Annotated in this window: 16 protein-coding genes; 3 read left to right on the forward strand and 13 right to left on the reverse strand. The window is 64.9% G+C overall.

The window, feature by feature from the left end; translation table 11 throughout:
* Positions 1-136 precede the first annotated feature (136 nt).
* Entirely contained in the window at positions 137-1,696 is a 1,560-nt protein-coding gene (locus MKD49_RS16510) for a sensor domain-containing diguanylate cyclase (RefSeq protein ID WP_134221869.1), read from the forward strand.
* A gap of 3 nt (positions 1,697-1,699) precedes the next feature.
* On the forward strand, positions 1,700-2,062 hold the full coding sequence (locus MKD49_RS16515; RefSeq protein WP_252696850.1) for a hypothetical protein: 363 nt from the start codon (positions 1,700-1,702) through the stop codon (positions 2,060-2,062).
* A gap of 57 nt (positions 2,063-2,119) precedes the next feature.
* Here MKD49_RS16515 and MKD49_RS16520 read toward each other — a convergent pair whose 3' ends face one another.
* From MKD49_RS16520 to MKD49_RS16555, 8 genes are all read right to left on the reverse strand, one after another.
* Positions 2,120-3,592 (reverse strand): ABC transporter ATP-binding protein, encoded by a 1,473-nt coding sequence (locus tag MKD49_RS16520; protein WP_252696851.1) that lies wholly within the window; start codon positions 3,590-3,592, stop codon positions 2,120-2,122.
* Positions 3,589-4,416, reverse strand: coding sequence for an ABC transporter permease (locus MKD49_RS16525; protein WP_252696852.1), 828 nt, complete (start codon positions 4,414-4,416; stop codon positions 3,589-3,591). The genes MKD49_RS16520 and MKD49_RS16525 overlap by 4 nt, the downstream gene beginning before the upstream one ends.
* Positions 4,413-5,393, reverse strand: coding sequence for an ABC transporter permease (locus tag MKD49_RS16530; protein ID WP_121038636.1), 981 nt, complete (start codon positions 5,391-5,393; stop codon positions 4,413-4,415). The genes MKD49_RS16525 and MKD49_RS16530 overlap by 4 nt, the downstream gene beginning before the upstream one ends.
* Positions 5,384-6,961, reverse strand: a complete 1,578-nt coding sequence (locus MKD49_RS16535) for an ABC transporter substrate-binding protein (protein WP_252696853.1) — start codon at positions 6,959-6,961, stop codon at positions 5,384-5,386. The genes MKD49_RS16530 and MKD49_RS16535 overlap by 10 nt, the downstream gene beginning before the upstream one ends.
* An 11-nt stretch (positions 6,962-6,972) precedes the next feature.
* Positions 6,973-9,090 (reverse strand): TonB-dependent siderophore receptor, encoded by a 2,118-nt coding sequence (locus tag MKD49_RS16540; protein WP_252696854.1) that lies wholly within the window; start codon positions 9,088-9,090, stop codon positions 6,973-6,975.
* A gap of 275 nt (positions 9,091-9,365) precedes the next feature.
* Positions 9,366-10,352 carry a magnesium and cobalt transport protein CorA gene (locus MKD49_RS16545; RefSeq protein ID WP_121038628.1) on the reverse strand — a complete coding sequence of 329 codons (987 nt, stop codon included), beginning with the start codon at positions 10,350-10,352 and terminating at the stop codon, positions 9,366-9,368.
* Positions 10,353-10,382: 30 nt separating this feature from the next.
* Positions 10,383-11,273, reverse strand: coding sequence for a DMT family transporter (locus MKD49_RS16550; RefSeq protein ID WP_088756778.1), 891 nt, complete (start codon positions 11,271-11,273; stop codon positions 10,383-10,385).
* 46 nt (positions 11,274-11,319) lie between these two features.
* Positions 11,320-12,780 carry a DHA2 family efflux MFS transporter permease subunit gene (locus MKD49_RS16555; protein ID WP_371925489.1) on the reverse strand — a complete coding sequence of 487 codons (1,461 nt, stop codon included), beginning with the start codon at positions 12,778-12,780 and terminating at the stop codon, positions 11,320-11,322.
* Between the two features lie 152 nt (positions 12,781-12,932).
* Here MKD49_RS16555 and pabB point away from each other — a divergent pair, with 152 nt between their 5' ends.
* Entirely contained in the window at positions 12,933-14,762 is a 1,830-nt protein-coding gene (gene pabB, locus MKD49_RS16560; RefSeq protein ID WP_252696855.1) for an aminodeoxychorismate synthase component I, read from the forward strand.
* A gap of 23 nt (positions 14,763-14,785) precedes the next feature.
* Here pabB and MKD49_RS16565 read toward each other — a convergent pair whose 3' ends face one another.
* The 5 genes from MKD49_RS16565 to MKD49_RS16585 all read right to left on the reverse strand — a co-directional run bounded on the left by MKD49_RS16565 (position 14,786) and on the right by MKD49_RS16585 (position 25,384).
* Positions 14,786-16,327, reverse strand: coding sequence for an efflux transporter outer membrane subunit (locus MKD49_RS16565; RefSeq protein WP_134134856.1), 1,542 nt, complete (start codon positions 16,325-16,327; stop codon positions 14,786-14,788).
* 22 nt (positions 16,328-16,349) lie between these two features.
* Entirely contained in the window at positions 16,350-19,586 is a 3,237-nt protein-coding gene (locus tag MKD49_RS16570) for an efflux RND transporter permease subunit (protein WP_121038616.1), read from the reverse strand.
* Positions 19,587-19,598: 12 nt separating this feature from the next.
* Positions 19,599-22,748 (reverse strand): MdtB/MuxB family multidrug efflux RND transporter permease subunit, encoded by a 3,150-nt coding sequence (locus MKD49_RS16575; RefSeq protein WP_252696856.1) that lies wholly within the window; start codon positions 22,746-22,748, stop codon positions 19,599-19,601.
* 15 nt (positions 22,749-22,763) lie between these two features.
* Entirely contained in the window at positions 22,764-24,347 is a 1,584-nt protein-coding gene (locus MKD49_RS16580; protein ID WP_252696857.1) for an MdtA/MuxA family multidrug efflux RND transporter periplasmic adaptor subunit, read from the reverse strand.
* Between the two features lie 488 nt (positions 24,348-24,835).
* Positions 24,836-25,384: a Spy/CpxP family protein refolding chaperone gene (locus MKD49_RS16585; RefSeq protein WP_252696858.1), complete on the reverse strand. Its 549-nt coding sequence runs from the start codon at positions 25,382-25,384 to the stop codon at positions 24,836-24,838.
* Positions 25,385-25,445: the final 61 nt, after the last annotated feature.

The raw sequence follows: 25,445 nt of genomic DNA on the forward strand, positions 1-25,445 counted from the left end.
TGCGAGGGGGGAATCTGTTAATCTCCGTACAAGTTCAGGACATCCCTGATAGACGTGCCCAACAGCTTCAACAACAATGCAATCGGGCAAGAAAGGTGCCGGGGGGGAAACGCCGTTTCCGGGGGAAAGCGACAACATGCCAGAACAAAGAATTCAGCGCGCATCCAAGACGGCCAAGCTGTTCGTGGTCGTGGTCTGTCTCATCATCGTGGTACTGGAGGCCTGGTCGGCCTGGCGAGCCTATGAAGTGGCCACCGACGAGGCCATCCGCAATGCCTCCAACATGGCGCTGGCCCTGACCCAGCATGCCGACCAGTCCTTCAAGGAAATCGACGTGGTGCTGCTGGGCATCCAGGAGCACATGGAATATGACGGCCCCGGCGTAGCCGGCCGTCGCCGCACCCACGAGTTCATGGTGGCCTCGGTGGCCGCCGTGCCGCAACTGGCCGGGCTGATGGTGTATGACGAAACGGGTCTGGCCATCGGCACCTCGCAAGCCACCCTGGAACACCGCTACATCCAGGATGATTATTTCCTGCATCACCAGCGCCTGCGCACCGACCAAGCCTACATTGGCAAGCCCATGCGCAGCCGTACCAACGGCCAGTGGATCGTGACCATGAGCCGCCGCATCAACCATGCAGACGGCAGCTTTGCCGGGGTGGTGGTGGCCGATGTCGATCTTTCCCACTTCCAGCGCTATTACGAACAGTTTGCCATCGGCCGCGATGGCGCCATCCTGTTCGGACTCAAGGAAGGTACCGTGATCTACCGCCAGCCGCTGCTGAGCTATTCGATCGGGCTGGACATCTCCAAGTCCACGCTGGTGACCAATTACCTGAGCAAGGCCGAACAAGGCAGCTTTGAGTTGCGCTCGCCGCGCGACGACATCGTGCGCCTGACCAGCTTCCAGCATTGCAGCCTGTATCCCTTGTTCGTGGCGGTGGCGCTGGCCAAGGACGACGTGCTGGAAGACTGGACGCGGCGTGTGTGGATCCGCGGCATCGCCGTGATGCTGTTGCTCATCATCATCGCCTATGGCGGCAACCGTCTGGTGGCACAAGTGGCCGGACGCGAGAATGCGGAACTGGAAGCCATCACCGCGCGGACCGAACTGGAACGCCTGTATCGCACCCTGGAAGCGCAGTCGCAGAAGGATGGCCTGACCGACGTCTTCAACCGCCGCTACTTCGATGCCGCCCTGACGGCCGAACTGGCGCGCCTGAACCGCTCCGGCGAATCGCTCTCGCTGATCATGGTGGATGTGGACCACTTCAAGCGCTACAACGATACCTACGGCCACGCTGCGGGCGACATCTGTCTCAAGCAGGTGGCCGCCGCCCTCAACAGCGTGGCGCGCCGCCAGGGCGACATCGTGGCGCGTTACGGCGGCGAGGAATTCGCGCTGATCCTGCCCAATTGCAATGCCGCCAGTGCCAGCGCCATTTCCAGCCGCCTGGTGCAGGCAGTGCGCGCCCTGAACATCCCGCACGAAGGCAGCTCGGTCGGCCATGTCACCATCAGCGTGGGCGCCGCCAGCCTGGCCAGCGGCAAGGGTGCGCAGGTCGATGCACGCGAACTGATCGACACCGCAGATGCCGCCCTCTATCGCGCCAAGGAACAAGGCCGCGACCGCGCCATCCAGCATGACTATCCCCGCCTGTCCGTGATCTCCGACTATCCTGGCCTGAGGTGAACGATGCGCTGCCTGATCCGCTACCAGTTGCGTGATGAAGCCAGTCCGGCCCATCACGAATTCATCACCGAAGCATCCGATGCCGAACAGGTGATCCGGCACCTGACCGAATTCCTGCATCCGGAGGTGGTGTTTGAATTTCTGCCCATGCAGCCGGGCGGCAAGGACAGCATCACCCAGCTGCGTGCGCGCATGGCGCATGCGCGCGATTATCTGGAACAGTATTGCGGCTTGCAGAGCCTGTCCTACATGCTTCTGCCCGAGGGCGCGACCTCGGCCCAAGGCAAGTGGAACAGCGTGCTGTTGAGCGGCCAGATGGCCTCCGGATCACTGCACCCGGAAGGCCGCGACGAAAACAGCGCCTGAGCGGCCGGCGGTCAGCGCCCCGCTGTATTACGCCGGGCTCAGGCTGTATTGCGCCACTCAGGCAGGCTGCGCCGCCGGCCCCAGGTGCAAGCGGCGATCCGCCACACAACGCACGATATCGGCATCGTGCGTCACCAGCAGCACGGCACTGCCCGCCTGCCTGGCTTCTTCCACCAGCAAGGCAATGACTTCCTGTTGGGTCAGCGGATCCAGGCGCGAGGTCGGTTCATCCGCAAAGATCAGTGCCGGCTGCAGCAACAGCACGCGCGCCAGCGCGATGCGCTGCAGCTCGCCGCCCGACACCTGGCGCGGCAGACGCTCCAGCAGCGCGGGCGAGACACGCATGCGCGCCAGCAGCGCTTCCAGGCGCTGCCAGTCGAGGCCGTGCAGGCGCACCAGATCGCGCAGTGACTGACGCAGCGTGACGGCGGGCGCGAACGCTGCCGCCGGATCCTGATAGATCTTCTGGAAGGCGGTAAGCGCCAGGCCGGGGGCGCGCGTGACCTGCCCCGCATCCGGCGGCAACAGGCCCAGCACGATGTTGCCGAAGGTGGTTTTGCCGGCCCCGCTGGGTCCGCTGATGGCGACGATTTCGCCGGCATGGATACGGGCACTGACATCGCTGAACAGCGCCTGCTGGCCGAAGCGCTTGGCCACCTTGCTGACCTCGACGATCACCGGTGATGAAGGGCCGGCGCTCGCCCCAGCTGCTACCGGTGGCGTCCAGCAGGCCGGATCCGCCGCCAGCAGGCGGCGCGTATAAGCATGCTGTGGTCGGGCCAGCAGCGCGTCGGCCGGACCGCGTTCCACCAGGCATCCGTTGAGCATCACCGCCAGTTCGCCGCCCAGCGCTCGCGCCAGCCATACATCATGGGTGATGCACAGCAGGCTCATGCCCTGCTGCTGCGCCGCCTGCAGCAAGGCCAGCACCTCGCCGCGCCGGTCCGCATCCAGCCCCTTGGTCGGCTCATCGATGATCAGCAGCGGCGCGCCCGCCGCGTGCGTGGCCAGGAAGGCTACCCGCTGGGCCATGCCGCCCGAGATCATGAAAGGATACTTGTCGGCCGCGTCCTCCAATCCCAGGCTGGCCAGTGCCTGCCCGGCCAGGGTGCGCGCTTCTTTGCGTGCAGCGCGCAGGCTGTCGTCCTGGGTATCGGCGGCGGGATGGCTGACCAGTTCATAGGTTTCGGCCACCTGGCGCGCGACCGTCATGGTCGGGTCCAGCGCCAGCCAGGGTTCCTGCGGCAAGAGCGCAATGCGCCGACCCCAGCCGCGCTGGCGCACGGCGCTATCGGCCGCATCACTACGCTGGCCATCGATCTCGATCTGCCCGCTGCAGCGCAGGCTGCCCGGCAGATTGCCCATGATGGCCTGGGCCAGCAGCGACTTGCCCGAACCGCTCTCGCCCAGCAGGGTCATCACCCCGCCGCGCGCAATGGAAAAATCGATGCCCTGCACCAGCGCGCTCTGGCCGTGCCAGACGGACAGGTCCTGCACCCGCAAAGCCGCATCCGGGGAAAGTGTGTTCATGCCTGTCCCTTCTGTGGTGACAACAACAGCAAACCCAGCAAGGTGAGGAACAGTACCCCTACCGGCGCACCCAGCAGCCACGGCGCCCCGCGGTAATACGGCAGCAGTTCGATCATCATCACGCCCAGTTCCGGCGTGGGCGGCTGCAAGCCGACGCCAACGAAACCAAGTGCCGACATCGCCAGCACCGCCCCCGCCAGCCCGAAGCGCATCAGCGTGAACAGGCGCGGCAGCAGCGCCGGCAGCAGGTGGCGCCGCACGATGTAGCCGGGACCAAATCCCAGCAAGCGCGAGGCTTCCACCTGCGGACTCGCCAGCAAGATGCGGCTGGCCGCACGCACTACGCGGAAATATTCGACCCACAAGGCCAGCGAGATGCCGACATAGAGCGGCCAGAACCCGCCCGGCGCAAACGCCGCCAGCAACAGCACCAGCAGCAGGCCCGGCAAGGCCAGCACGGCGTCCGCGAAGGCCGCCAGCACGCGCTCGATCCAGCCGCCGCACCAGGCCGCCAGCAAGCCAATGAGCACACCGGGAATGGCCGCCGACAGCACGCTCACCACCGCCAGCGACAACGACAGCCGCGTGCCATGCACCAGTCGCGCCAGCATGTCGCGGCCGAGCTGGTCATAGCCCAGCGGATGGGCCAGGCTGGGCGCTTCCAGAAAGCGCGCCAGTTGCTGGCGCGCCGGATCGGCATCGATCAGCAAGGGTCCCAGCCAGGCGAACAGCACGATCAGCACCAGCAGCAGCACGCCCGCGATCTGTGCGGAGGTCCAGCGCCGTGCCTCGGGCTCTAGCAAATATTCGGAAGACAGGCTCATGGTCGGCGACGCGGATCGATGAAGGCGCAGGCGGCATCCACCAGCGCGTTGAAGAGAACGAAGAGCAAACCCAGCACCAGCGCCGTGCCCTGGATCATCGGCACATCGCGTCCGAAAATGGCATGCACCAGCGCGTGGCCGATGCCCGGCCAGGCGAAGATGGTTTCCACCAGCACGACACCTTCGACCAGCATCACCAGCTGCACGCCCAGATAGGCCGTGACCGGCGCAGCGACATTGCGCACGCCATGGCGCAACAATGCCTGCGCGGGAGTGAGGCCCTTGGTCAGCGCGAAGGCGAAATACTCGGAGCCCCGCACCTGCACCATGGCATCGCGCGCCACCCGGCAGGACACCGCCGCCAGCCCCAGGGCCAGCGTCAGTGCCGGCAGCAGGATGCCGCCGTGGTCGGTGTGCCCGGCCGCCGGCAAGGCGCCCAATTGCACCGAGAACAGCAACACCAGCACCAGTCCCAGCAGGAAGGACGGCAAGGCCCGCAACAACACCGACACCGCCAGCGTGGCGCGGTCCAGCCAGCCACCGGGATGCAGTCCCGCCAGCACACCCAGGGTCGGACCGATCAGCAGCGACAGCACCATCGCCAGGAAAGACAGACGCAGCGTCGGGCCCAGCTGATGCGTGATTTCCACCAGCACCGGCAGTGCCGTCACTTGCGACACGCCCAGGTCCAGATGCAGCAGGCGGCTCCACCACTCGCTCAAGGCCATGAACCAGGGTTGGTCCAGGCCCAGTTCGGCGCGCACGGCCAGGGCCGCTTCGGTGGTCACCATGTCGTAGCCGTAGCGGCCGGCGGCGATGCGATAGGCCATGTCGCCGGGCAGCAGGCGCGTCATGAAGAAGCACAGCGTGCCGACCAGCAGCGCCACCAGCGCCGCTTGCAGCAAGCGCTGGCCCAGGGCGCTGGCCAGCTGCCGGCGCGTGGCCGGAGGTAAGGTCAGGAGGCGGGTCAGGTCCATTGCAGGGAAGCGATGCGGTAACTGCGTTCAAAGGGATCGATGCTGGCACCGCGCAGGCGGCGGCTGACGGCGCAGGTCTGGCGATACCAGACCACCGGGATCACCGGCAACTGCTCCTGCAGTACCGCCACGATGCGCGCGCGTTCGGCGCGGCCGCTGTCGGCCTCACCGGCCGGAGTGGCAGCCAGTTTGGCCAGCAGGGCCGGCACTTCCTGGTTGTGCCAGCCCATGGCGCCCCAGTCACCGCCCTGCGGGCCGAAGTCCTGCAGGAGACTGGCCACCGGGTCGGGCAGGTTGCCGTAATTGCGAGCGGCCAGCGCCATCTGCAATTGGCCGCTGCGATGGCCGGCGGGAATGTCGCTGGAATTGCCGATGGTCACGCGCACGGCGATGCCGATCTGGCGCATCTCTTCCTGCAAGGCGGTGGCGATCAGCGGCAACTCGGGACGGTCCACAAAGGTGGTCAACGTCAATTGCAACTTCTGGCCTTCCTTCCAGCGTGTGCCATCGGCACCGAGACGCCAGCCAGCCTCTTCCAGCAGGCGGCGGGCCTGCTTCAGATCGGTATGCAGGGGCGGCAGGCGAGTGTCATGCCAGCGTGCCAGCGAAGGCGGCAGCAGTTGCGTGGCCCCGAGGTCGGCATCGCGCAGCAAGGCACGTGCGATGCCCTCGCGCTCGATGCACAGGGCAATGGCGCGGCGCACGCGTACATCGGCCAGGAAGGGATGGCCGGCATTGAGCTTCAGGAGGGTGGTACGCGGCAGCATGGCCGACAGCAGCACGGCACGCGGACTGTCCTGCAAGGCGCGGATGCTGGGCGGATCCAGCGAGAAGGCCAGGTCGGCCTGCCCGCTCTGGACCAGCAGCGTGCGCGTTTCCGCACGCGAGACGCTGATGTAGCGGGCCCGCTGCACCGCCCTCCCCGGCGCGGCCTCCGCCCGTTCGACATCGAACTGCTGCGGCAGGCTGATCGACTTGATGCGAAACGGCCCCGTACCAAGAATGGCCACCACATTGCCCTGCGCATCGAAACTGGCCGGGGCCAGGATCTGCGTGGAGTAATGCGTGAGCAGATAAGGCAGCGGACCAAAGGGCTGGCGCAGGGACAGTACCAGTTCACTTTGCTGTACAGCCATCCCGGTGATCCCTGCCAGTTGCAGTACACCTGGCCGGACAGCGGCGCGCTGCAGACAGGCCAGGATACTGGCGGGCGTGACGTCGCTGCCATCGTGGTAGCGCCGTGCACGTGGCAGGGCAAAGCGCCATTGCAGGCCATCGGCACTGACCTGCCAGCCCGTGGCCAGTCCCGGCCGCAACTGGCCGGCATCATCGACTTCCAGCAGGGTCTGCAGCACCTCCATGCGGGCGAACATGTAGCCGGAGCGCGAAGGGTCGAGCCCGGTCAGTTCCCACGGACCGACCACGGTCAGGACATCGCTGCCGGTTTGCGTGATGGCGTGGGAATGGGGTCCGGCCTCATCGCCATGCGCCCATGCCAGCGGCCAGGGGCTCGCTGCCAGCAGCGCCAGCAAGGCGCGCCGGCGCGGCGCGGGGGGTGGACAAGCCAAGTGGCGCTCCTTCAGAACTTGACGTTGAGCGCCAGCGTGGCGGTACGCTCATCGCCCGGCATGATCCATACGTTGCTGTAGGAGCTGCTGTAATAACGCTTGTTGAAGAGGTTGTTCACGTCCAGCGACAGCTTCATCTTGGGCGTGAACTGCCAGTAAGCCAGGGCACGCGCCGTCACGTAGGCGGGCAGCTTGAAACTGCCAGCCTGGTCACCGGTACGGTTGCCCACGTAGTTCAGGCCACCACCGATACCGTAGGGCGAGCCACTTGCGGACGCATCTTCAAACACCGCCAGTACACTTCCCGATACACGCGGCACATTGATCAGCCGCGAGCCCACCGTCAGGGTGTTGTCCTTGCTGACGTACGCGTCGGTATAGGCCAGGTTGCCGGTCAGGCGCCAGTGGTGGCCCAGGCGTGCGTTGGCATCCAGCTCCACGCCCTTGCTGCGCACTTCGCCGGCGGCAATCGAGAAGGAGGGATTGGCCGGGTCGGTGGTCAGCACATTCTGCTTGGTGATGTCAAACACGGCCAGCGTCGCGCCGCTGCGCTGGTCTTCGCTCTGGAACTTCAGGCCGATTTCGGCGGCGCGCGAAGTCTCGGGGCTGAAGGCATTGCCGCTGACATCGCTGCCGCTGTTGGGACGGAAGGATTTGCTGGCGCTGACGTAAGCTGACCACGCAGGCGTGAACAGATAGGTCAGGCCCAGGCGCGGGGAATAGGCGGTCTTGTCCTGGCGAGTGGTGGTACCGGTGCGCAGGTTGTTGAGCGTGGAGCGGAAGCCGTCGGCACGCAGGCCGGCCAGCAATTTCCAGCGATCGCCGAGACTCACCTGGTCCTGCAGATAGAGCGCGGTGCTGATCTGGCGTTCGCTGGTATCGGTGTTGGGCGCGGGTGTGGGCTGCGGCTGGCCATAGACCGGGTTGTAGATGTTGAGCGCGTAGGGCGCGGCAGCGGTCGGGTTCACGCGCAGCATGCGCTGGTCCAGCGTGAGCCAGTCCACTTCCGTGCCCACCAGCACTTCATGCTGCATGCCCCCGGTCTGCAGCTTGCCGCCCAGTTCCGCCTGCAGCGACGTGTCGTGCCAGCTGTAATCGCGGTAGCGGCGCTGGCGGCGCAGGGTGGCGTTGTCGGCCTGCAGGGCCGAGGCTTCGGTGGAGTAGCCATCCAGCGTGCCATCCTTGTGGAACACGCCGGTGCGCAGATGCCAGTTGTCGTCCAGGCGATGCTCCAGCGTCAGCAGGTGGTTGGTGTTCTGCATCTTGATGTCGCCATCGCGCGGCTCGCCCAGGAAGCGCGAGACCGGCAGCACGCCCAGATTGCCGTTGACGGCCACGATGCCGCGATCCAGCGGGGCCTTCTGGCGCAGGTATTCACCTTCATAGTTCAGGATGGTCCGGTCGCTGAGCACCCAGGCAAAGGCCGGTGCCAGGAATTCGCGGTCGCTGCTGACGTTGTCGCGGAAGCTGTTTTTGTGCTCGAAGGCCGCATTGAGCCGGTATGCCACTTCGCTGTTGAGCGCGCCGGTGGAGTCGACCGCGCTGCGGTAGCCGCCGCGGCTGTCCACCGACAGATCCAGCGAATTCGCAGCCTTGAACTGCGGCTTCTTGGTGACCACGTTGATGGTGCCGCCCGGCTCGCTGTTGCCATACAGCGCTGCGGCCGGCCCCTTGAGGAAATCGATGCTCTCGACATTGGCGGTATCGCGCGGGGGCGCGTAGCCGCGATTGGAGGCGAAACCATTCCAGAGAATGTTCATGCCGCCATTCTCGCTGCCGGAAAATCCGCGGATCGAATAGTTGTCCCACAGCCCGCCGAAGTTGTTCTGCTTGGCCACGCCGCTCACGTAAAGCAGCACGTCATCCAGGCGAGTAGCGGCCAAATCATCCATCAGTTGGCGCGACACCACCTGCACCGACTGCGGCAGTTCCTGCAGCGGGGTCTCGGTGCGAGTGGCGCTGGAGGTGGCGCTCTGGCGGTATTGCTGGCGTTCACCGGCGCCGGTGACCACTACCTGCCCCAGGCCCTTGTCGGCGCTGGCATCGTTATCGGCGCTCCAGGCCAGTTGCTGGCTCTGGCCCATGGCGAGCGCGCCCAGCACGGCCGCCCGCAGTGCGGTCATTTTCATCTTTTCCCTTGTGATGTCGTTGTGCTGCGGCTGGGTACGTGGCTGCCTGACCGCGGAGGAGTGACCGTCGTGCGCGGTCAGGGCGGGATTCTAATGCAACTTTGTTGCAATTATCAAGAAGAATGAATCGCATTCAGGACGCGAGTCCGGATTCGGGGGACGAAATGTGACCTGCAGAAGACGCCGCGCATAGTCTAGCGATGCAAACGAGCCGACGGGTGCGACATATTGCCGCACCCGCCGGAGGTCTTTACACAGGTTTCAGAAAAAGCGCGCTAGAGCCAGCCCGCCTTGCGCAAACGCCGCCACAGCAGCGTGCAGGCGGTGATGATGCCGCCCAGCACCAGCGGGAAGCTCCATTGCCAGGACAGGCCCGGCATGTGCGCGAAGTTCATGCCGTAGAGGCTGAAGATCATGGTCGGGATGGCCAGGATGGCACCCCAGCCGGCCAGGGTCTGCACGATCTCGTTCTGGTGGATGGTGACCTGGGCCAGGTTGATCTGCACGGCCGACTCCACCATTTCACGCAGGCGGTCGCCGGTATCGATGAAGCGCACCACGTGATCGTAGATGTCGCGGAAGTAGGCCTTGCCTTCCTTGGTGATGAGCCCTTCATGGAAGCGCAGCAGCTGGGTACACACGTCCAGCAGCGGCGTGGCGGCCGAGCGCAGGCGGATCAGCTGGCGCTTCAGCTGGTACAGCTCCTGCAAGTAGGCCTTGCCGCTGAGCGCACCGGGATTGAAGAGCTGTTCCTCGTACTGGCTGAACTTGGTTTCGAGGTCGTCCATGATGGGACGATAGTTGTCGACCACGAAGTCCATGATGGAATACAGCACGAAACTGGGTCCGCGCACCAGGCGCTCGGGCAGCATCTCGCAGTGCTCGCGCACCTTGGCATAGCTGCGCGAGGCACCATGTCGCACCGTGACCACGAAACGCGGACCGGTCAGGATGTGGGTCTCGCCGAACAGCACTTCGCCGCCGGCCAGCTGGGCCGTGTGCAGCACCACGAAGAGGGTGTCGCCGTACTCCTCGATCTTGGGCCGCTGGTGGGCGGCGTAGGCATCTTCCACGGCCAGTTCGTGCAGGCAGAATTCTTCCTTGATCTTGTTCATCAGCTCGACGTTGGGCTCCAGCAAGCCCAGCCAGACGAAGGTGCCCTCTTCTTCGAGCACGTCGCTGATTTCATCGAGGCTGATGTCGCGCAGCTTCTTGCCCTTCTTGTAGACCGTGCAGTTGACGATCATGGCGGGATCGATCATGTCTCTTTCCTGTTCCTGTTTTTTATGAGATCAGCCGGTGCGCCAGCGCAGTCGCTGCTTGAAGACCTGGGCCATGATCACGCCGGCCAGCGTGATGAGCCCACCGATGGCGTGATAGCCGTGCAATTGCTCGCCCAGCGCCACCACCGCAATGATGACAGTGAAGACCGGCATCAGGTTCACGAAAATGGCACAGCGGCTCGCCCCCAGATACTGCACCCCGCGCATCCACAGGAACTGCGACAGGATGGAGGCGGCAATGCCCGCATAGAGCAGGATCGGCAGGTTCTCGCGCGTGAGCGGCGAATGATGGCCCAGCACATAGCCGGGAAACAGCAGCACCACCGCCATCAACACCTGCATGTACAGAAGTTGCCAGGTACGCAGCGGCAGTGCCCAGCGGCGCAGCATGACGCCATAGAGGCCATAGGCGATGGTCGCCAGCAGCATCAGCAGGTCGCCCGTGACCACGCCCTGGTCGAACAGCGCCAGCGGATGGCCGCGCCCGATCAGCACGGCCAGTCCGAAGAGCGAGAGGATGCCGCCGGCCAGGGTGCCGACCGTCGGTGGTTCAGAGAGCAGCTTGATGCTCAGTACCAGCGTGAGCAGCGGCATGAGCGAAGCGATGATGCCCATGCTGGTGGCCGACGCCGTAGCCGCCGCGAAATACGCCAGGCTCTGGAACAGCACCATGCCCAGCAAGGCCAGCACCAGGATCTTGCCCAGATGAGGACGAATCTGCGCGCGCGCCGCCCAGGTCGGGCGTGCCAGGAAAGGCGACATCAGCAGCGCCGCCAGCACCCAGCGATAGAAGGAAATATCCTCCGGCGCAATCACGCCCGCAGACATCTTGCTGATGACGGTATTGCCGGCCCAGATCAGGACCGCGCCCAGCGGAAACCACAGGGACTTGTACGTCATGGGCTGCATGGTTCTCCTCGTTATGCGTGGGCCTGATGACGCTGCATCAGGCCGGCTTGTTTTCTTGCTGCCCGGCCATCTCGGCCCCGGCGTTGGGTGGCAGCTGGCGCAGCATCAGCAAGGCCAGCGCAGACACCGCCCCCACCACCAGAAAGGCCGGCCAGAAATCCTGCGCCACCAGCGTGGCATGGCCCTGGATCTCGTTGGACATCTGCAGCGCAAAACCGGCCAGCACCACGCCCATGCCGATCGACAACTGCTGCGCCACGCTGGCCATGCTGGTGGCCTGGCTCAGGCGGACCTTGTCGACATCGGCATAGGAAATCGCATTGAGGCTGGTGAACTGCAGCGAGCGGAAGCAGCCGCCGACCAGCAGGATGATGAGCATCACCAGATAAGGCGTCTGCGGCGTGAAGGTAGCCAGCGCCCACAAGCCCAGCACGCCCAGCGCGCCATTGACCAGCAGCACCCGGCGAAAACCGTAGCGGCGCAGGAAACGTGCGGCGATGGTCTTCATGAACATCGCACCCGCAGCCGAAGCGCAGGTCAGCAGGCCGGAATGGAAAGGCGTATAGCCAAAGCCCAGCTGCAGCATCAGCGGCAGCAGGAAGGGAATGGCACCGATGCCCACGCGATACAGCGAGCCGCCGAAGACGCCGGCCCGCAGCGTGGGGATCTTCAGCAGCGCCAGGTCGATCAGCGGTGCCGTGGCGCGGCGCGCGTGCCATACGTAGGCGCACAGGAACAGCACACCCGCTACCACGCAGGCCAGCGAGATATCGCCCGAGACCAGGTGACGGCCGGACGTCGCCAGCCCCATCATCAGTAGCGAGCAGCCCAGCGCCGAGAGGATGAAGCCGACGATGTCCAGCCGTGAAACCTGTTCCGCCTTCAGATCCGGAATGAAGCGCGTGGCCAGATACAGACCCAGGATGCTGATGGGAATGTTGATGAAGAAGATCCAGCGCCAATGGAAATAGGTGGTGATGAAGCCCCCCAGCGGCGGCCCCAGCACGGGACCGAACAAGGCCGGAATGGTGAGGTAGGACAGCGCCTTGACCAGGTTGACCTTCTCCACGCTGCGCAGGATCACCAGCCGCCCGACCGGCACCATCATGGCCCCGCCTATGCCCTGCAGGAAACGCGCGGCGACGAATTGCGGCAAGGTCGAAGACGCCCCGCAGAGAATGGAGCCCAGCATGAACACGCAGATGGCCGTACGGAAGATGGTGAGCGAGCCGAAGCGGTCGGCCATCCAGCCGGAAATCGGAATGAAGACCGCCAGCGAGACCAGGTAGGAGGTCAGCGCCAGCTTGAGCGAAATCGGATCGACCTTCATGTCCAGCGCCAGCGCCGGCAGGGAAGTCGAGATGACGGTGGAATCCATCTGTTCCATGAACAGCGCACAGGCGACGATCAGGGGAATGATGAAGGTGCGGGGTATGGGCATCGTCAAGGGTGAGGAGTAAGAGTGCGAAGGCAGCGTGCAGCGCGATTGACCGGCAATTGACCGACGTTGCGTGCCGCCCGGCAAGCCTTCAAGTATACCTTTTACGCTATCATGCTGCCGACCGCGCCCCACCGGCGCGCCGCGAGGGCTTGCCCCAAGGCATCCCTGCCCCGGCGGCCTTCCCTGCCCTTCTGTTTGCACTGCCCTTCATGAACGATTGCTTCGCCCTCCTCGACGACCACCAGGCCAGCCCGGCCGAACCGCGCTCGCGCCTCTACAGCGGGCATGTGCGCACGCTGGCCTGCGCGGATGCGGCGGGCTTCCCGGCGATGCTGGGAGCGATGCAGGCGGCCTTGTCCAAGGGGCAGCACGCCGTGGCCTTGTGGAGCTATGAACTGGGCGCGGCGCTGCAGGGCTTGCCGCATCGTGCGCTCTCTGGCCCTTTGGCGCGCGTGCTCTTGTTTGCGCATTGCGCGCATTTGTCGGCCGCCGAAGTGGATGCATGGCTGTCTGCGCAAGTGCAATCCGACAACGCGGGCATTACACGTCTGCGTAGCAACGTCGATGAGGCCGCCTTCACTGCAGCCATCGACCGTATCCGCGAGTACATCGCGGCCGGTGATACCTACCAGGTCAACTACACCTATCGCCTGCACTTCGATGTGCTGGGTGATCCCATCACCCTGTACCGTCGCCTGCGTGCGCGCCAGCCGGTGCCGTATGGCGCACTGGTGCGCGATGAGGCGGGTGGGATGGTGCTGTCGTGTTCGCCGGAATTGTTCGTCGCCCATCAGCAAGGTACGCTCAAGGCCAAGCCCATGAAAGGCACGGCGCGCGCCGTACCGGCCGAACAGGAAGGTGCTGACACGCTCAATGCCCAGCGCGCCCTGGCCCTGGCCAACGATGAAAAGAACCGTGCCGAAAACCTCATGATCGTCGACCTGCTGCGCAATGACCTGGGCCGCGTGGCGGTACCGGGCTCGGTGCAGGTGCCGCATCTGTTCGACGTGCGCCGCTACGGACAGGTGCTGCAGATGACCTCGACCATCCGCGCCCGCCTGCGCGAAAACGCCACGCTGGCCGACACGATGGCTGCGCTCTACCCTTGCGGCTCGATCACCGGTGCGCCCAAACGCCGCACCATGCAGATCATCGATGAACTGGAGACCGCGCCGCGCGAACTCTATACCGGTGCCATCGGCTGGTTCGCGCCGCCGCGTGCGGAGGGTCCGCCCATCGGTGACTTCTGCCTCTCGGTACCGATCCGCACGCTGGAATTGCAGGCAGCCCAGGACGGTGTGCGCCAGGGTGTGATGGGGGTTGGTGCAGGCATCGTCTACGACAGCGAGGCTGCGTCCGAATTTGCAGAATGCCAGTTGAAGTCAGGCTTCCTTACCGAATTGGCACAAAGCGTCAGCTTGTTTGAAACCATCCACGCCACGCGCGCTGGCTGCCGCCATCTGGCGCTGCATCTGGCGCGCCTGAAGAATTCTGCTTCACAGCTGGGCTATCCCTGCGATGCGGCGGCGATCGCACTGCGGCTCGATGCGGCCTGTGCTGAACTTTCTGACCAAACAGCCTATCGCCTGCGGCTGGCGCTGGATGCCCAGGGCGGCATCACGGTCCAGCATGCGCCCTTGAACCCGCTGACCGCTCCGGTCAAGGTCTTCCTGGCCGACAACGCCACCGACAGCAGCGACCTCTTCCTGCGTCACAAGAGCAGCCAGCGCGCCCGCTACGACGCCGCCTGGCAAGAGGCCGAACGACGCGGCGGCTTTGACCAGCTCTTCTTCAATGAACGGGATGAACTGACCGAAGGCGGCCGCAGCAATGTCTTCGTCAGGATCGGCGGCCGCTGGTGCACGCCGCCGCTGGCTTGCGGCGTCCTGCCGGGCGTGATGCGGCGCGTGCTGCTGGACGACCGGCAATGGGATGCGGTGGAAGCCGTCATCACCCGCGCCGACCTGCTGGCGGCAGAGGACATCGTGGTCTGCAACGCCTTGCGCGGTGCCGTGCCGGCGGTGCTGGTCACCGCCTGACCCGACTACACACCCAATTCAACTCAACGCAGCGCTGCGTTGTCCTTCAATCCCTTGGCCTTGTCGGCCACCTGCTGTTGCAGCGGGCCGAGGTCATCCAGGCTATGCCCGTCCCAGCCCCCGCCCAGCGCCTTGGCCAGCAGCACGCTGGCGGCCATGCGGCGGTTGAGGATGCTCAATGAAGTCAGCTCGGCCGACAGCGCGGTGGCCTGTGCCGTGATGACGTTGACGTAGCTCACCGTCCCCGCCTTGTACTGATTGGTCACCAGCGTGACGGCCTGGCGTGCCGCCTGCAGCGCTTCGCCTTGCACCGCCGCTTCCTGCTCCAGGATGCGCAGCGCGGCCAGGTTGTCTTCCACATCCTGGAAGGCGGTCAGCACCGTCTGCTTGTAGGTGGCGACCGTGCCGTCATAGGTGGCAATGGCCTGGTCGGTGGCCGCTGCGCGCGCACCGCCATCGAAAATCGTTTGCGCCAGTTGCGGACCGAGCGACCAGACGCGTCCCGGCAGCGTGAACCAGTCGGCGAAGGTCGAGCTTTGATACCCGCCCGAGGCCGACAAGGTCAGGCTGGGAAAATACGCCGCCTTGGCCACGCCGATCTTGGCATTGGCCGAGGCCACGCGGCGCTCGGCGGCGGCCACATCGGGACGGCGCTCCAGCAGCATCGACGGCACGCCCTGCGGCACCGGCGGGGCCACGGCCGTGAGCGGTGCGCGCGGCAGCGAGAATTCAGCAGGCGTCTTGCCCACCAGCAGTGCGATGGCATGCTCCACTTGTGCCCGCGTGACGCCATTGTCCAGCGCGGAGGCCTGTGCAGACTTCAATTGCGTCTGCGCCTGGATCACATCGGACTTGGCCACCAGCCCTGCGGCATACTGATTCTGCGTGACCTGCAGCGAACGCTGGTAGGCCTGCACCGTGTCTTCCAGCAATTGCTGCTGGGCGTCGAGCACGCGCAGTTGCAGATAGTTCTGCGCCAGCTGTGCCTGCGCTGACAGGCGCGCACCGGCCAGATCGGCCGCGCTGGCCTGGGCGCTGGCCTGGCTGGATTCCACATCGCGCCGCACCTTGCCCCAGATGTCGGCTTCCCACGAGGCCGTCAGCGAGAAGGTGTAGGAATTGCGCACGCTGCCCGAACTGGAACTGCCGGACGATGAATTCGACGAAGTGGACGTGCTGGAAGACGAACCCGCCGAACCCGAGCGTCCGCGCGACGCACCGGCCGAAGCCGCCAGCGTCGGCGAATAGGCCGAGCGCGAGCTTTGCACCAGCGCCACGGCGTTGCGGAAATTGGCTTCGGCCAGCGCCAGGTTTTGGTTGGAGATATCGACCTGCTCGGCCAGCGCATTCAATTGCGGATCACCGAACATTTCCCACCACTTGCCATCGGCAGCGAGGTCGCGCGGCTGGGCCGGCTTCCAGTTCTGGCCTTCCTTGAAGACGGCGGGGCCGATGTCCATCTGCGGGCGCACGTAGTCGGGCCCGACCGAGCAGGCCGCCAGCGCGAAGCTGGCCGCCAGCACGGTCAGCAGGGGCTTGAGTTTGAACAGGTCTTGATGCGTCATGCGTTTCTCCATGGCGGCAGCCTCAGGCCGCCGAGGTTTCTGTCTTGTTCTTGCGGCCGAAGCGGCGGCGGCTCCAGGCGCTCAGGCGTTCCATGTACAGGTACACCACCGGGGTCGTGTAGAGCGTGAGCAGCTGGCTCACCACCAGCCCGCCCACGATCGAGATGCCCAGCGGCTGGCGCAACTCCGCACCATCGCCGTGGCCGATGGCCAGCGGAATCGCACCCAGCAGCGCCGCCATGGTGGTCATCATGATGGGACGGAAGCGCAGCTTGCAGGCCTCGAAGATGGCATCGCGCGGCGACATCCCGCGATTGCGTTCGGCATCAATGGCGAAGTCCACCATCATGATGGCGTTCTTCTTGACGATGCCGATCAGCAGGATCACGCCGATCAGGGCAATGAGGCTGAAGTCGGTGCCGGTCACCATCAGCGCCAGCAGCGCGCCCACCCCCGCCGAGGGCAGCGTGGAGATGATGGTGATGGGATGGATCAGGCTCTCGTACAGGATGCCCAGCACGATGTACACCGCCAGCAAGGCCGTGAGGATCAGGATGGGCTGGCTGGAGGTGGAGGCCTGGAAGGCATTGGCCGTGCCCGCGAAGGTGCCCAGCACGCTGGTCGGTACTCCCAGTTGCGCCATGGCGCGGTCGATGGCGGCGGTGGCCTGCGACAGCGACACGCCCTCGGCCAGGTTGAAGGACAGCGTGGAGGCCACGAACTGGCCCTCATGGCTGACCGACAGCGCCGTGGTGGTGGGCTCGAAGCGCGCGAAGGCCGCCAGCGGGATCTGTGTCGATGCCGCCGTCGAGATGGTTTGCGCCAGTCCCGTGTTGGCATTCAACTTGCCTGCCGCCGACAGCGCCGGCGGTGTCGAGAGGCTGGAAGTGGTCGGCGAAAGATTGGACGAGCCGGCCAGGCTGACATAGGTATCGCGCAGGGTTTCCGGACTCTGCCAGTATTGCGGGGCCGCTTCCATCACCACGTGGTACTGGTTCATGCCGCTGTAGATCGTGGAGATCTGGCGCTGGCCGAACAGGTCCGACAGGGTGGAGTCGATCAGCTGCGGTGTCACCCCTGCACGCATGGCGGTCTCGCGGTCGATGGTCAGCGTGGTCTGCAGGCCGTTGTCCTGCTGGTCGGTGCTGATGTCTTCCAGTTCCTTCAGGTTGGACAGCGCCAGGCGGATCTTGGGCTCCCAGATGCGCAAGAGGCCCACATCGTCCGACTTGAGTGAATACTCATACTGCGAATCGCTCTGCCGCGCGCCGATGCGGATGTCCTGCACCGGCACCAGGAACACCCGCGCACCGGCCACCTTGGCGGTCTTGATGCGCAGACGCGCCACGATCTTGTCGGCACTGTCTTTTCGTTCAGAGAGCGGTTTGAGCGTCACGTACATGAAGCCGCCGTTGCGCCGTTGTCCGCCGGTGAAGGCCACCACATCGGAGACGGCCGGATCGGCCTTGACGATGTCGATGAACTCGTTGAGCTTGGTGCGCATGGCCTGGAAGGAAATGGCCTGGTCGCCCCGAATGCCGCCGACCAGGCGGCCGGTATCCTGCTGCGGGAAGAAGCCCTTGGGAATCGCCTTGTACAAGTAAACGTTCAATGCAATCGTGCCCAGCAGGATCAGCATCATCAGCGGCGCAGCGCGCAGGGCCCAGGCCAGCGTGCGCTCGTAGGCCAGCAGCATGTCCTCGAAGATGGCCGCGCTCTGGTCGGCGATTTTCTGCAGCCACGGATGGCGGCGCTGGCGGCGCGCTGCATCGCCCTCGGGATCATGGCGCAGCAGCTGCGCGCACATCATGGGCGTGGTCGTCAGCGACACCACCAGCGAGACCAGGATGGCCACCGACAAGGTGATGGCGAACTCGCGGAAGAGCCGCCCGACGATGCCCTCCATCATCAGGATGGGAATGAAGACGGCGATCAGCGAAATGCTCATCGACAGCACCGTGAAGCCCACTTCGCGTGCACCCAGCAAGGCAGCCTTGTAAGGCTTCATGCCGGCTTCGATGTGGCGCGAAATGTTTTCCAGCACCACGATGGCATCATCGACCACGAAGCCGGTGGCAATGGTCAGCGCCATGAGCGAAAGATTGTCGAGGCTGAATCCGGCCAGGTACATGATGCCGAAGGTCCCGATCAGCGAGACGGGCACTGCCACCGCCGGAATCAGCGTGGCCCGCGCATTGCGCAGGAACAGGAACACCACCATGATCACCAGCGCCACCGACAGCATCAGGGTGAACTCGGTTTCCTTGAGCGAGGCGCGGATGGTCGGGGTGCGGTCCAGCACCACCTTCATGTCGATCGCCGACGGGATCGAGGCCTGCAACTGCGGCAGCAAGGCGCGCACGTTGTCGACCGTCTCGATGATGTTGGCGCCCGGCTGGCGGTTGATGATGATGAGCACCGAGGGCTTGCCGTTGGAAGAACCGGCATTGCGCACATCGGCCACCGAGTCGCGCACCTCGGCCACATCCTGCACCCGCACCGGCGTACCGTTGCGGTAGGAGACGATCAGCGGCGCATATTCGGCGGCGGTCTTGGCCTGGTCGTTGGCGTAGATCTGCCAGTTGCGGCCATCATCCTCCAGCAAACCCTTGGGGCGATTGGCATTGGTGGCGGCCACGGCCGTGCGCACGTCGGCGCTGCCGATGCCGTATTTGTTCAGGGCCGTGGGGTTGAGCTCGATACGTACCGCCGGCTGCGAACTGCCGCCCACGCTCACCTGCCCCACCCCGCGCACCTGCGACAGTTTCTGAGCCACGATGCTGTCGGCAGCGTCATACATCTGGCCCTGGGTCATGGTGTCGGAGGTCATGGCCAGGATCAGGATGGGCGCATCGGCCGGGTTGACCTTGCGATAGGTCGGATTGCTCGGCATACCGGTAGGCAGCAGGTTGCGCGCGGCATTGAGCGCGGCCTGCACGTCACGGGCGGCACCGTCGATGTCGCGGTTCAGGTCGAACTGCAGGGTGATGCGGGTCGAGTTCTGCGAGCTGGTCGAGGTCATCTCGGTCACGCCCGCAATCGCGCCCATGGCGCGTTCCAGCGGGGTAGCGACGGTCGCCGCCATGGTCTCCGGACTGGCCCCCGGCAGCGAGGCCGAGATCGAGATGGTCGGGTAATCCACCTGCGGCAGCGGCGAGACCGGCAGCAGGCGGAAGGCCACCATGCCCGCCAGCGCAATGCCGATGGTCAGGAGCGTGGTCGCGATGGGACGCTTGATGAAGGGAAGCGAGATATTCATGCGCGCATCCGCTTACACCGCCGGCGGCGGCGTGGCCGGCTTGCCGTCATCATCATCCTCGCCGCCATGGCCCGGCGCGCGCTGCCCGAAGCGCGCACGCAGACGGCGACCCAGGCTGTCGAAGCCGAGATAGATCACCGGTGTGGTGAACAAGGTCAGCACCTGCGATACCAGCAGGCCGCCGACCATGGTGATGCCCAGCGGCTGGCGCAGCTCGGAACCGACACCGGTGCCCAGCATCAGCGGCAGCGCACCGAGGAGCGCGGCCATGGTCGTCATTAGGATGGGACGGAAGCGCAGCAGGCAAGCCTGGTAGATCGCCTCGCGCGGACTCTTGCCCTGGTGCCGTTCGGCTTCCAGCGCGAAGTCGATCATCATGATGGCGTTCTTCTTGACGATGCCGATCAAGAGGATGATGCCGATGATGCCGATGATGCCGAGATCGGTGCCCGAGATCATCAGCGACAGCAGCGCGCCCACGCCCGCCGAGGGCAAAGTGGAGAGGATGGTGATGGGATGGATGTAGCTCTCATAGAGCACGCCCAGCACGATGTACATGGTGATGATGGCCGCCAGGATCAGCCACAGCGTATTGGACAGCGAGGCCTGGAAGGCGAGTGCCGCGCCCTGGAAGTTGGTGATGGTGGAGTCGGGCATGCCGATCTCGTCTTCGGCCGCCTTGATGGCCTTGACCGCCTCGCCCAGCGATGCGCCCTTGGCGAGGTTGAAGGAGACGGTGGCCGCCGGGAACTGGCCGATGTGGTTCACCACCAGCGGGGCCGTGCGTTCGGTGACGGTGGCAATTGAGGACAGCGGGACCTTGCCGCCCGCCGAGGTGACCAGGAAGATGCTGTCCAGTGCCTCGGGGCCGCGCTGGAATTCCGGCTTGACTTCCATGACCACGCGATACAGGTTCGATTGCGTGTAGATGGTGGAAATCAATCGCTGGCCGAAGGCGTTGTAGAGCGCATTGTCGATGGCGGCCGTGGTGATACCCAGGCGTGATGCGGCATTGCGGTCGATCTCGATGTAGGCCTGCAGGCCCTGGTCCTGCAGGTTGGTGGCGACGTCGGCCAGTTGCGGTACCTGCTGCAGACGTGCGATCAGCTTGGGCACCCAGGTACTCAGCGTGCCCGGATCGGCATCTTCCAGCGTGAACTGGTACTGCGTGCGCGAGACGCTGTCCTCGATGGTCAGGTCCTGTACCGGCTGCATGTAGAGCGTCACGCCTGGCACCGCCTGCGTGAGCTTGGGTTGCAGGCGGCGGATCACGTCCGAGGCCGAGACATCGCGCTCCTCATGCGGCTTCAGGTTGATGAGCATGCGGCCGCTGTTGAGCGTGGCGTTGGTGCCATCCACACCGATGAAGGAGGACAAGCTTTCCACCGCCGGATCTTCCAGCACCACCTTGGCCAGTTGCTGCTGCTTCTCGCCCATGGCACCGAAGGAGATCGATTGCGTGGCCTCCGAGATGCCCTGGATGACGCCCGTATCCTGCAACGGGAAGAAGCCCTTGGGCACGAACACGTACAGCAGCACGGTCAGGCCCAGGGTGGCGACGGCGACCAGGAGCGTCAGTTTCTGGCGTTCCAGCACCCATTCCAGCATCACGCCATAGCGCGCGATGATGCGGTCGAAGAAGGCCTGGCTCTTGTGATAGAACCAGCCCTGTTGTTCTTCCGGCTGGTGGCGCAGCAGGCGCGCGCACATCATCGGGGTGAGGGTCAGCGAGACCACCGCCGAGATCAGGATGGAGACCGCCAGCGTGACCGCGAATTCGTGGAACAGGCGGCCGACCACATCGCCCATGAAGAGCAGCGGGATCAGCACCGCGATCAGCGAGAAGGTCAGCGAGATGATGGTGAAGCCGATCTGCTCCGCGCCCTTCAGGGCGGCCTGCATGGGCTTCATGCCCTCTTCGATGTAGCGCGAGATGTTCTCGATCATCACGATGGCATCATCGACCACGAAGCCGGTGGCAATGGTCAGCGCCATGAGGGTGAGGTTGTTGATCGAAAAGCCCGCCAGGTACATCACCGCAAAGGTGCCCACCAGCGACAGCGGCACTGCCACGCTGGGAATGATGGTGGCCGGCACATTGCGCAGGAAGACGAAGATCACCATCACCACCAGCGCCACCGAGAGCAGCAGTTCGAACTTCACATCCGCCACCGAGGCACGGATGGTGGTGGTGCGGTCGGTCAGGATGTGGACATCGATGGCACCCGGCAGGCTGGCCTGCAGCTGCGGCAGGATCTTCTTGATGCTGTCGACCACGGCGATCACGTTGGCACCCGGCTGGCGCTGGATGTTCACGATCACCGCCGGCTGCTGGTTGGCCCAGGCGCCCAGGCGGACGTTTTCTGCACCATCGATCACATCGGCCACATCCGAGACGCGGATGGGCGCACCGTTCTTGTAGGCGATGATGAGGTTGCGGTATTCATCGGCCGAACGCAGCTGATCGTTGGCATCGATGGTGGAGGCGCGCGTGGGGCCGTCGAAACTGCCCTTGGCCTGGTTGACGTTGGCGTTGCCAATGGCGGTGCGCACGTCATCCAGGTTGAGACCGAGGGCGGCAACCGCACGCGGATTCAACTGCATGCGCACGGCCGGACGCTGGCCGCCCGACAGGCTCACCAGACCGACGCCGGACAATTGCGAAATCTTTTGCGCCAGGCGGGTATCGATCAGGTCCTGCACCTTGGGCAAGGGAATGGTCTTGGAGGTGACCGCCAGCGTGATGATGGGCGTATCGGCCGGATTGACCTTGCTGTAGACCGGCGGCATCGGCAGGTCCGAGGGCAGCAGGTTGCTGCCGGCGTTGATGGCGGCCTGCACTTCCTGCTCGGCCACGTCCAGGCTGAGATCCAGATTGAATTGCAGCGTGATCACCGACGCCCCGCCGGAGCTGGTGGAAGACATCTGCTTCAAGCCCGGCATCTGGCCGAACTGGCGTTCCAGCGGCGCGGTGACCGAGGAGGTCATCACGTCCGGACTGGCACCGGGATAGAGCGTGACCACCTGGATGGTCGGGTAATCGACTTCGGGCAGGGCCGACAGCGGCAGGAGCCGGTAGGCCACGATGCCCACCAGCAGGATCGCCAGCATCAGCAAGGATGTGGCGACCGGCCGCAGGATGAACTGGCGCGAGGGATTCATGCGTGAGCCTTGTGCTTACTTGGCGCCGTTGGCGTTGCCTGCGTTGCTGGCGGGGGCGCTGTTGCCGTTGCCGCCACCGGCAGCCGCTTCACGCTGGCGGCGCAGCTCCATCATCTTCTGGCGGCGCTGGTCTTCGGGCAGCTTCTTGATCTCTTCGCCGAATTCACCGGCGTCGATGCGCTTGTTGATTTCGGCCCAGCGTTTCTGGCGTTCTTCCGGACTCAGGTTGCCTTGGCCACCCTGCCCGCCCTGTCCTGCCTCACCGCCCTGGCCGCGCTTGCCATGGCGGCGTTCCGGATTCTCGGTGGTGAGCTTGTTGGCCGGATCATCCGCGCCGCCGCGTGCCACCGCTTCCACTTTGGCACCTTCGCGCAGGCGGTCGATACCGTCGATGACCACGGTTTCACCGGCAGCGATGCCATCGGTGATGACGGTCTGGTCATCCTGCACCGGACCGGTCTTGACCGGACGCACGGTGACGGTGTTGTCTTCCTTGACCACGTAGACGAACAGGCCCTTCGAACCGCGCTGGATGGCCGCCGTCGGGATCACGATGGCCCCCTCCTCGGTCTTGAGCTGCAGGCGGATGTTGACGAACTGGCTGGGGAAGAGCGCGTAATCGGTATTGGGGAACTGGGCCTTGAGCTTGACGGTGCCGGTAGTCGAATCCACCACGTTGTCGATGGTCAGCAGCACGCCGTCGGCCAGTTTCTTCTTCTGCTCGCGGTCCCAGGCCTGGGCCGGCAGCTTGCGTCCGCTCTGCAGTTGCTGCAAGACCTTGGGGATATTGTCTTCGGGGATGCTGAAGATGGCCGTGATCGGCTGCAGTTGCGTGATGATGACCAGCCCGTTGGTATCGCTGGTGGTGACGTTGTTGCCCACATCGGCCTGGCGCAGGCCGAGGCGGCCGCTGATCGGCGCGGTCACACGGGTGAACGACAGTTGCAGGCGGGCACTGGCGACACTGCCCTCATCGGCCTTGACCGTGCCTTCGTATTGCTTGACCAGCGCGGCCTGGGTATCGACCTGCTGGCTGGCAATCGAGTCCTGCGACAGCAGGGTCTGGTAACGCTTCAGGTCCAGGCGTGCCGAGGCCAGCAAGGCGCGGTCGCGCGCCAGTTGTCCTTCAGCCTGGGTCAGCGCGGCCTGCAGCGAGCGCGGATCGATCTCGGCCAGCAGGTCGCCGGCCTTGACTACCTGGCCTTCCTTGTAATGCAGCTTCATCAGCTGGCCATCCACGCGGGCCCGCACGGTGGCCGTGGCGGTCGGGGTCACGGCCCCCAGGCCATTGAGGAAGACATCGACATTCTGTACTTGGGCCTTGGCCACGCCGACCGGCATGGTCTGGCCAGCGAAGGCACCGGGACCACCCGGACGGCGTGCGCCCGGTCCACCGGGGCCGCCTGCGCCAGGGCGTCCGCCCGGGCCGCCCATGGCAGCCATCTGCTCCTGATCGGCCTTCTTCTTGGACCACCACTTGTAGCTGCCACCGGCCGCCAGCGCCGCCACCAGGACCCAGAACCACCAGCGGCGCAGGATGCTGCCGCGAGACGAAGCGTTGGAGGGAGACGGCTGCTTGGAATTGGGAGTATTTGTCATGTCAGGAAAACCAGTGAACCGATCACGTCATCAAGTAATCACGTCAGCGGGCCGCCACCATGGCAGCCCGCCGGCATTTATCTGCGCTTTTTTATGTATTTCTTTCAGTACAGATTTCTGTACTGCCTTCTGCTCTTTTTTCTGTACAACGTTCTGCACAGGAATCTGTGCAGGATTCTGTACATTTTTCTGTCTTTCACGACAGGCAAACGCCAGCTGAAAGCACAGGGGAAGGCGGCCCCTCCTGCCGGAGCAAGGCCGCCCGCCGTCATTCTCTCCGACCAGCCTGACAGCCGTGCAACATTGTCGGACAGCCCCCCGCGTCCGGGCTGGCACGCAGTGTACCCAGCTATTGCCCGGCTTGCACGGGCTACCAACAAGAACAGCCTTGCGGGGAGACGCAAGGCTGCAAGGGTGGGACTGCCCGCTGCGCCGCCATCAGGCATCCGCCCACCTGCGGCGCAGCGGCAAGTCCTGCCTGGCCGGGATTACTTGGCCGGCGGGGCGTCCGGTGCCGGCTTGCCGTCACGCGGGGGGCCCTTGCGGTCGCCATGGCGCATGTGCTCCATCTTTTCCCAGCGATGGCGTTCCATCTTCGCGTGTTCGGCATCAAAGATCTTCTGCTGTTCCGGCGACAGGGTGGCGTAGAAGTCCTTGGTGGCGGCGATGCGTTGCTCGGCGAAGGCCTCACGCTTGCGCATCATGTCCAGCTGCTTGTCCAGGCGTTCCGGGGTGGACAGCTTGGCCCATTCATCCTTGTTGGGACGGCCGGCCTGGTCGAAGGGGGCCGGCTTGGTCTTGTCAAGGAAGAGCTTCCAGGCGGCTTCCTGCGAGGCCGTGATCTTGAGCTTGTCGTGCAGCTCGGCCTGGTGCTTGGCGCGCATCTGCTCGAACTTGGCGATCTGTTCCGGGCTCGGGGCATGGCCGCGGGGGCCATCCTGGCCGCCCGGGGGCATCTGGGCGAAGGCCGACAGGGTCACGGCGCTGATGCTCACGGCGGCGATGCCGGCCAGAATACGGTTTTTCATTGTCAACATGGCTTGCTCCTTTCAGGGGATGGTGCTCTGATGCGTTCGGCAGCGACGTGCTGCCTTGGCA

The organism is Herbaspirillum sp. WGmk3, assembly GCF_023952535.1.
GTDB lineage: Bacteria > Pseudomonadota > Gammaproteobacteria > Burkholderiales > Burkholderiaceae_D > Herbaspirillum > Herbaspirillum huttiense.

Coding starts and splice junctions, on each gene's coding strand:
- MKD49_RS16530 (WP_121038636.1), bottom strand. CDS start 5,393: ATGGACCTGACCCGCCTCCTGACCTTACCTCCGGCCACGCGCCGGCAG.
- MKD49_RS16585 (WP_252696858.1), bottom strand. CDS start 25,384: ATGTTGACAATGAAAAACCGTATTCTGGCCGGCATCGCCGCCGTGAGC.
- MKD49_RS16550 (WP_088756778.1), bottom strand. CDS start 11,273: ATGACGTACAAGTCCCTGTGGTTTCCGCTGGGCGCGGTCCTGATCTGG.
- MKD49_RS16580 (WP_252696857.1), bottom strand. CDS start 24,347: ATGACAAATACTCCCAATTCCAAGCAGCCGTCTCCCTCCAACGCTTCG.
- MKD49_RS16510 (WP_134221869.1), top strand. CDS start 137: ATGCCAGAACAAAGAATTCAGCGCGCATCCAAGACGGCCAAGCTGTTC.
- MKD49_RS16520 (WP_252696851.1), bottom strand. CDS start 3,592: ATGAACACACTTTCCCCGGATGCGGCTTTGCGGGTGCAGGACCTGTCC.
- MKD49_RS16525 (WP_252696852.1), bottom strand. CDS start 4,416: ATGAGCCTGTCTTCCGAATATTTGCTAGAGCCCGAGGCACGGCGCTGG.
- MKD49_RS16540 (WP_252696854.1), bottom strand. CDS start 9,090: ATGAAAATGACCGCACTGCGGGCGGCCGTGCTGGGCGCGCTCGCCATG.
- MKD49_RS16575 (WP_252696856.1), bottom strand. CDS start 22,748: ATGAATCCCTCGCGCCAGTTCATCCTGCGGCCGGTCGCCACATCCTTG.
- MKD49_RS16565 (WP_134134856.1), bottom strand. CDS start 16,327: ATGACGCATCAAGACCTGTTCAAACTCAAGCCCCTGCTGACCGTGCTG.
- pabB (WP_252696855.1), top strand. CDS start 12,933: ATGAACGATTGCTTCGCCCTCCTCGACGACCACCAGGCCAGCCCGGCC.
- MKD49_RS16570 (WP_121038616.1), bottom strand. CDS start 19,586: ATGAATATCTCGCTTCCCTTCATCAAGCGTCCCATCGCGACCACGCTC.
- MKD49_RS16515 (WP_252696850.1), top strand. CDS start 1,700: ATGCGCTGCCTGATCCGCTACCAGTTGCGTGATGAAGCCAGTCCGGCC.
- MKD49_RS16545 (WP_121038628.1), bottom strand. CDS start 10,352: ATGATCGATCCCGCCATGATCGTCAACTGCACGGTCTACAAGAAGGGC.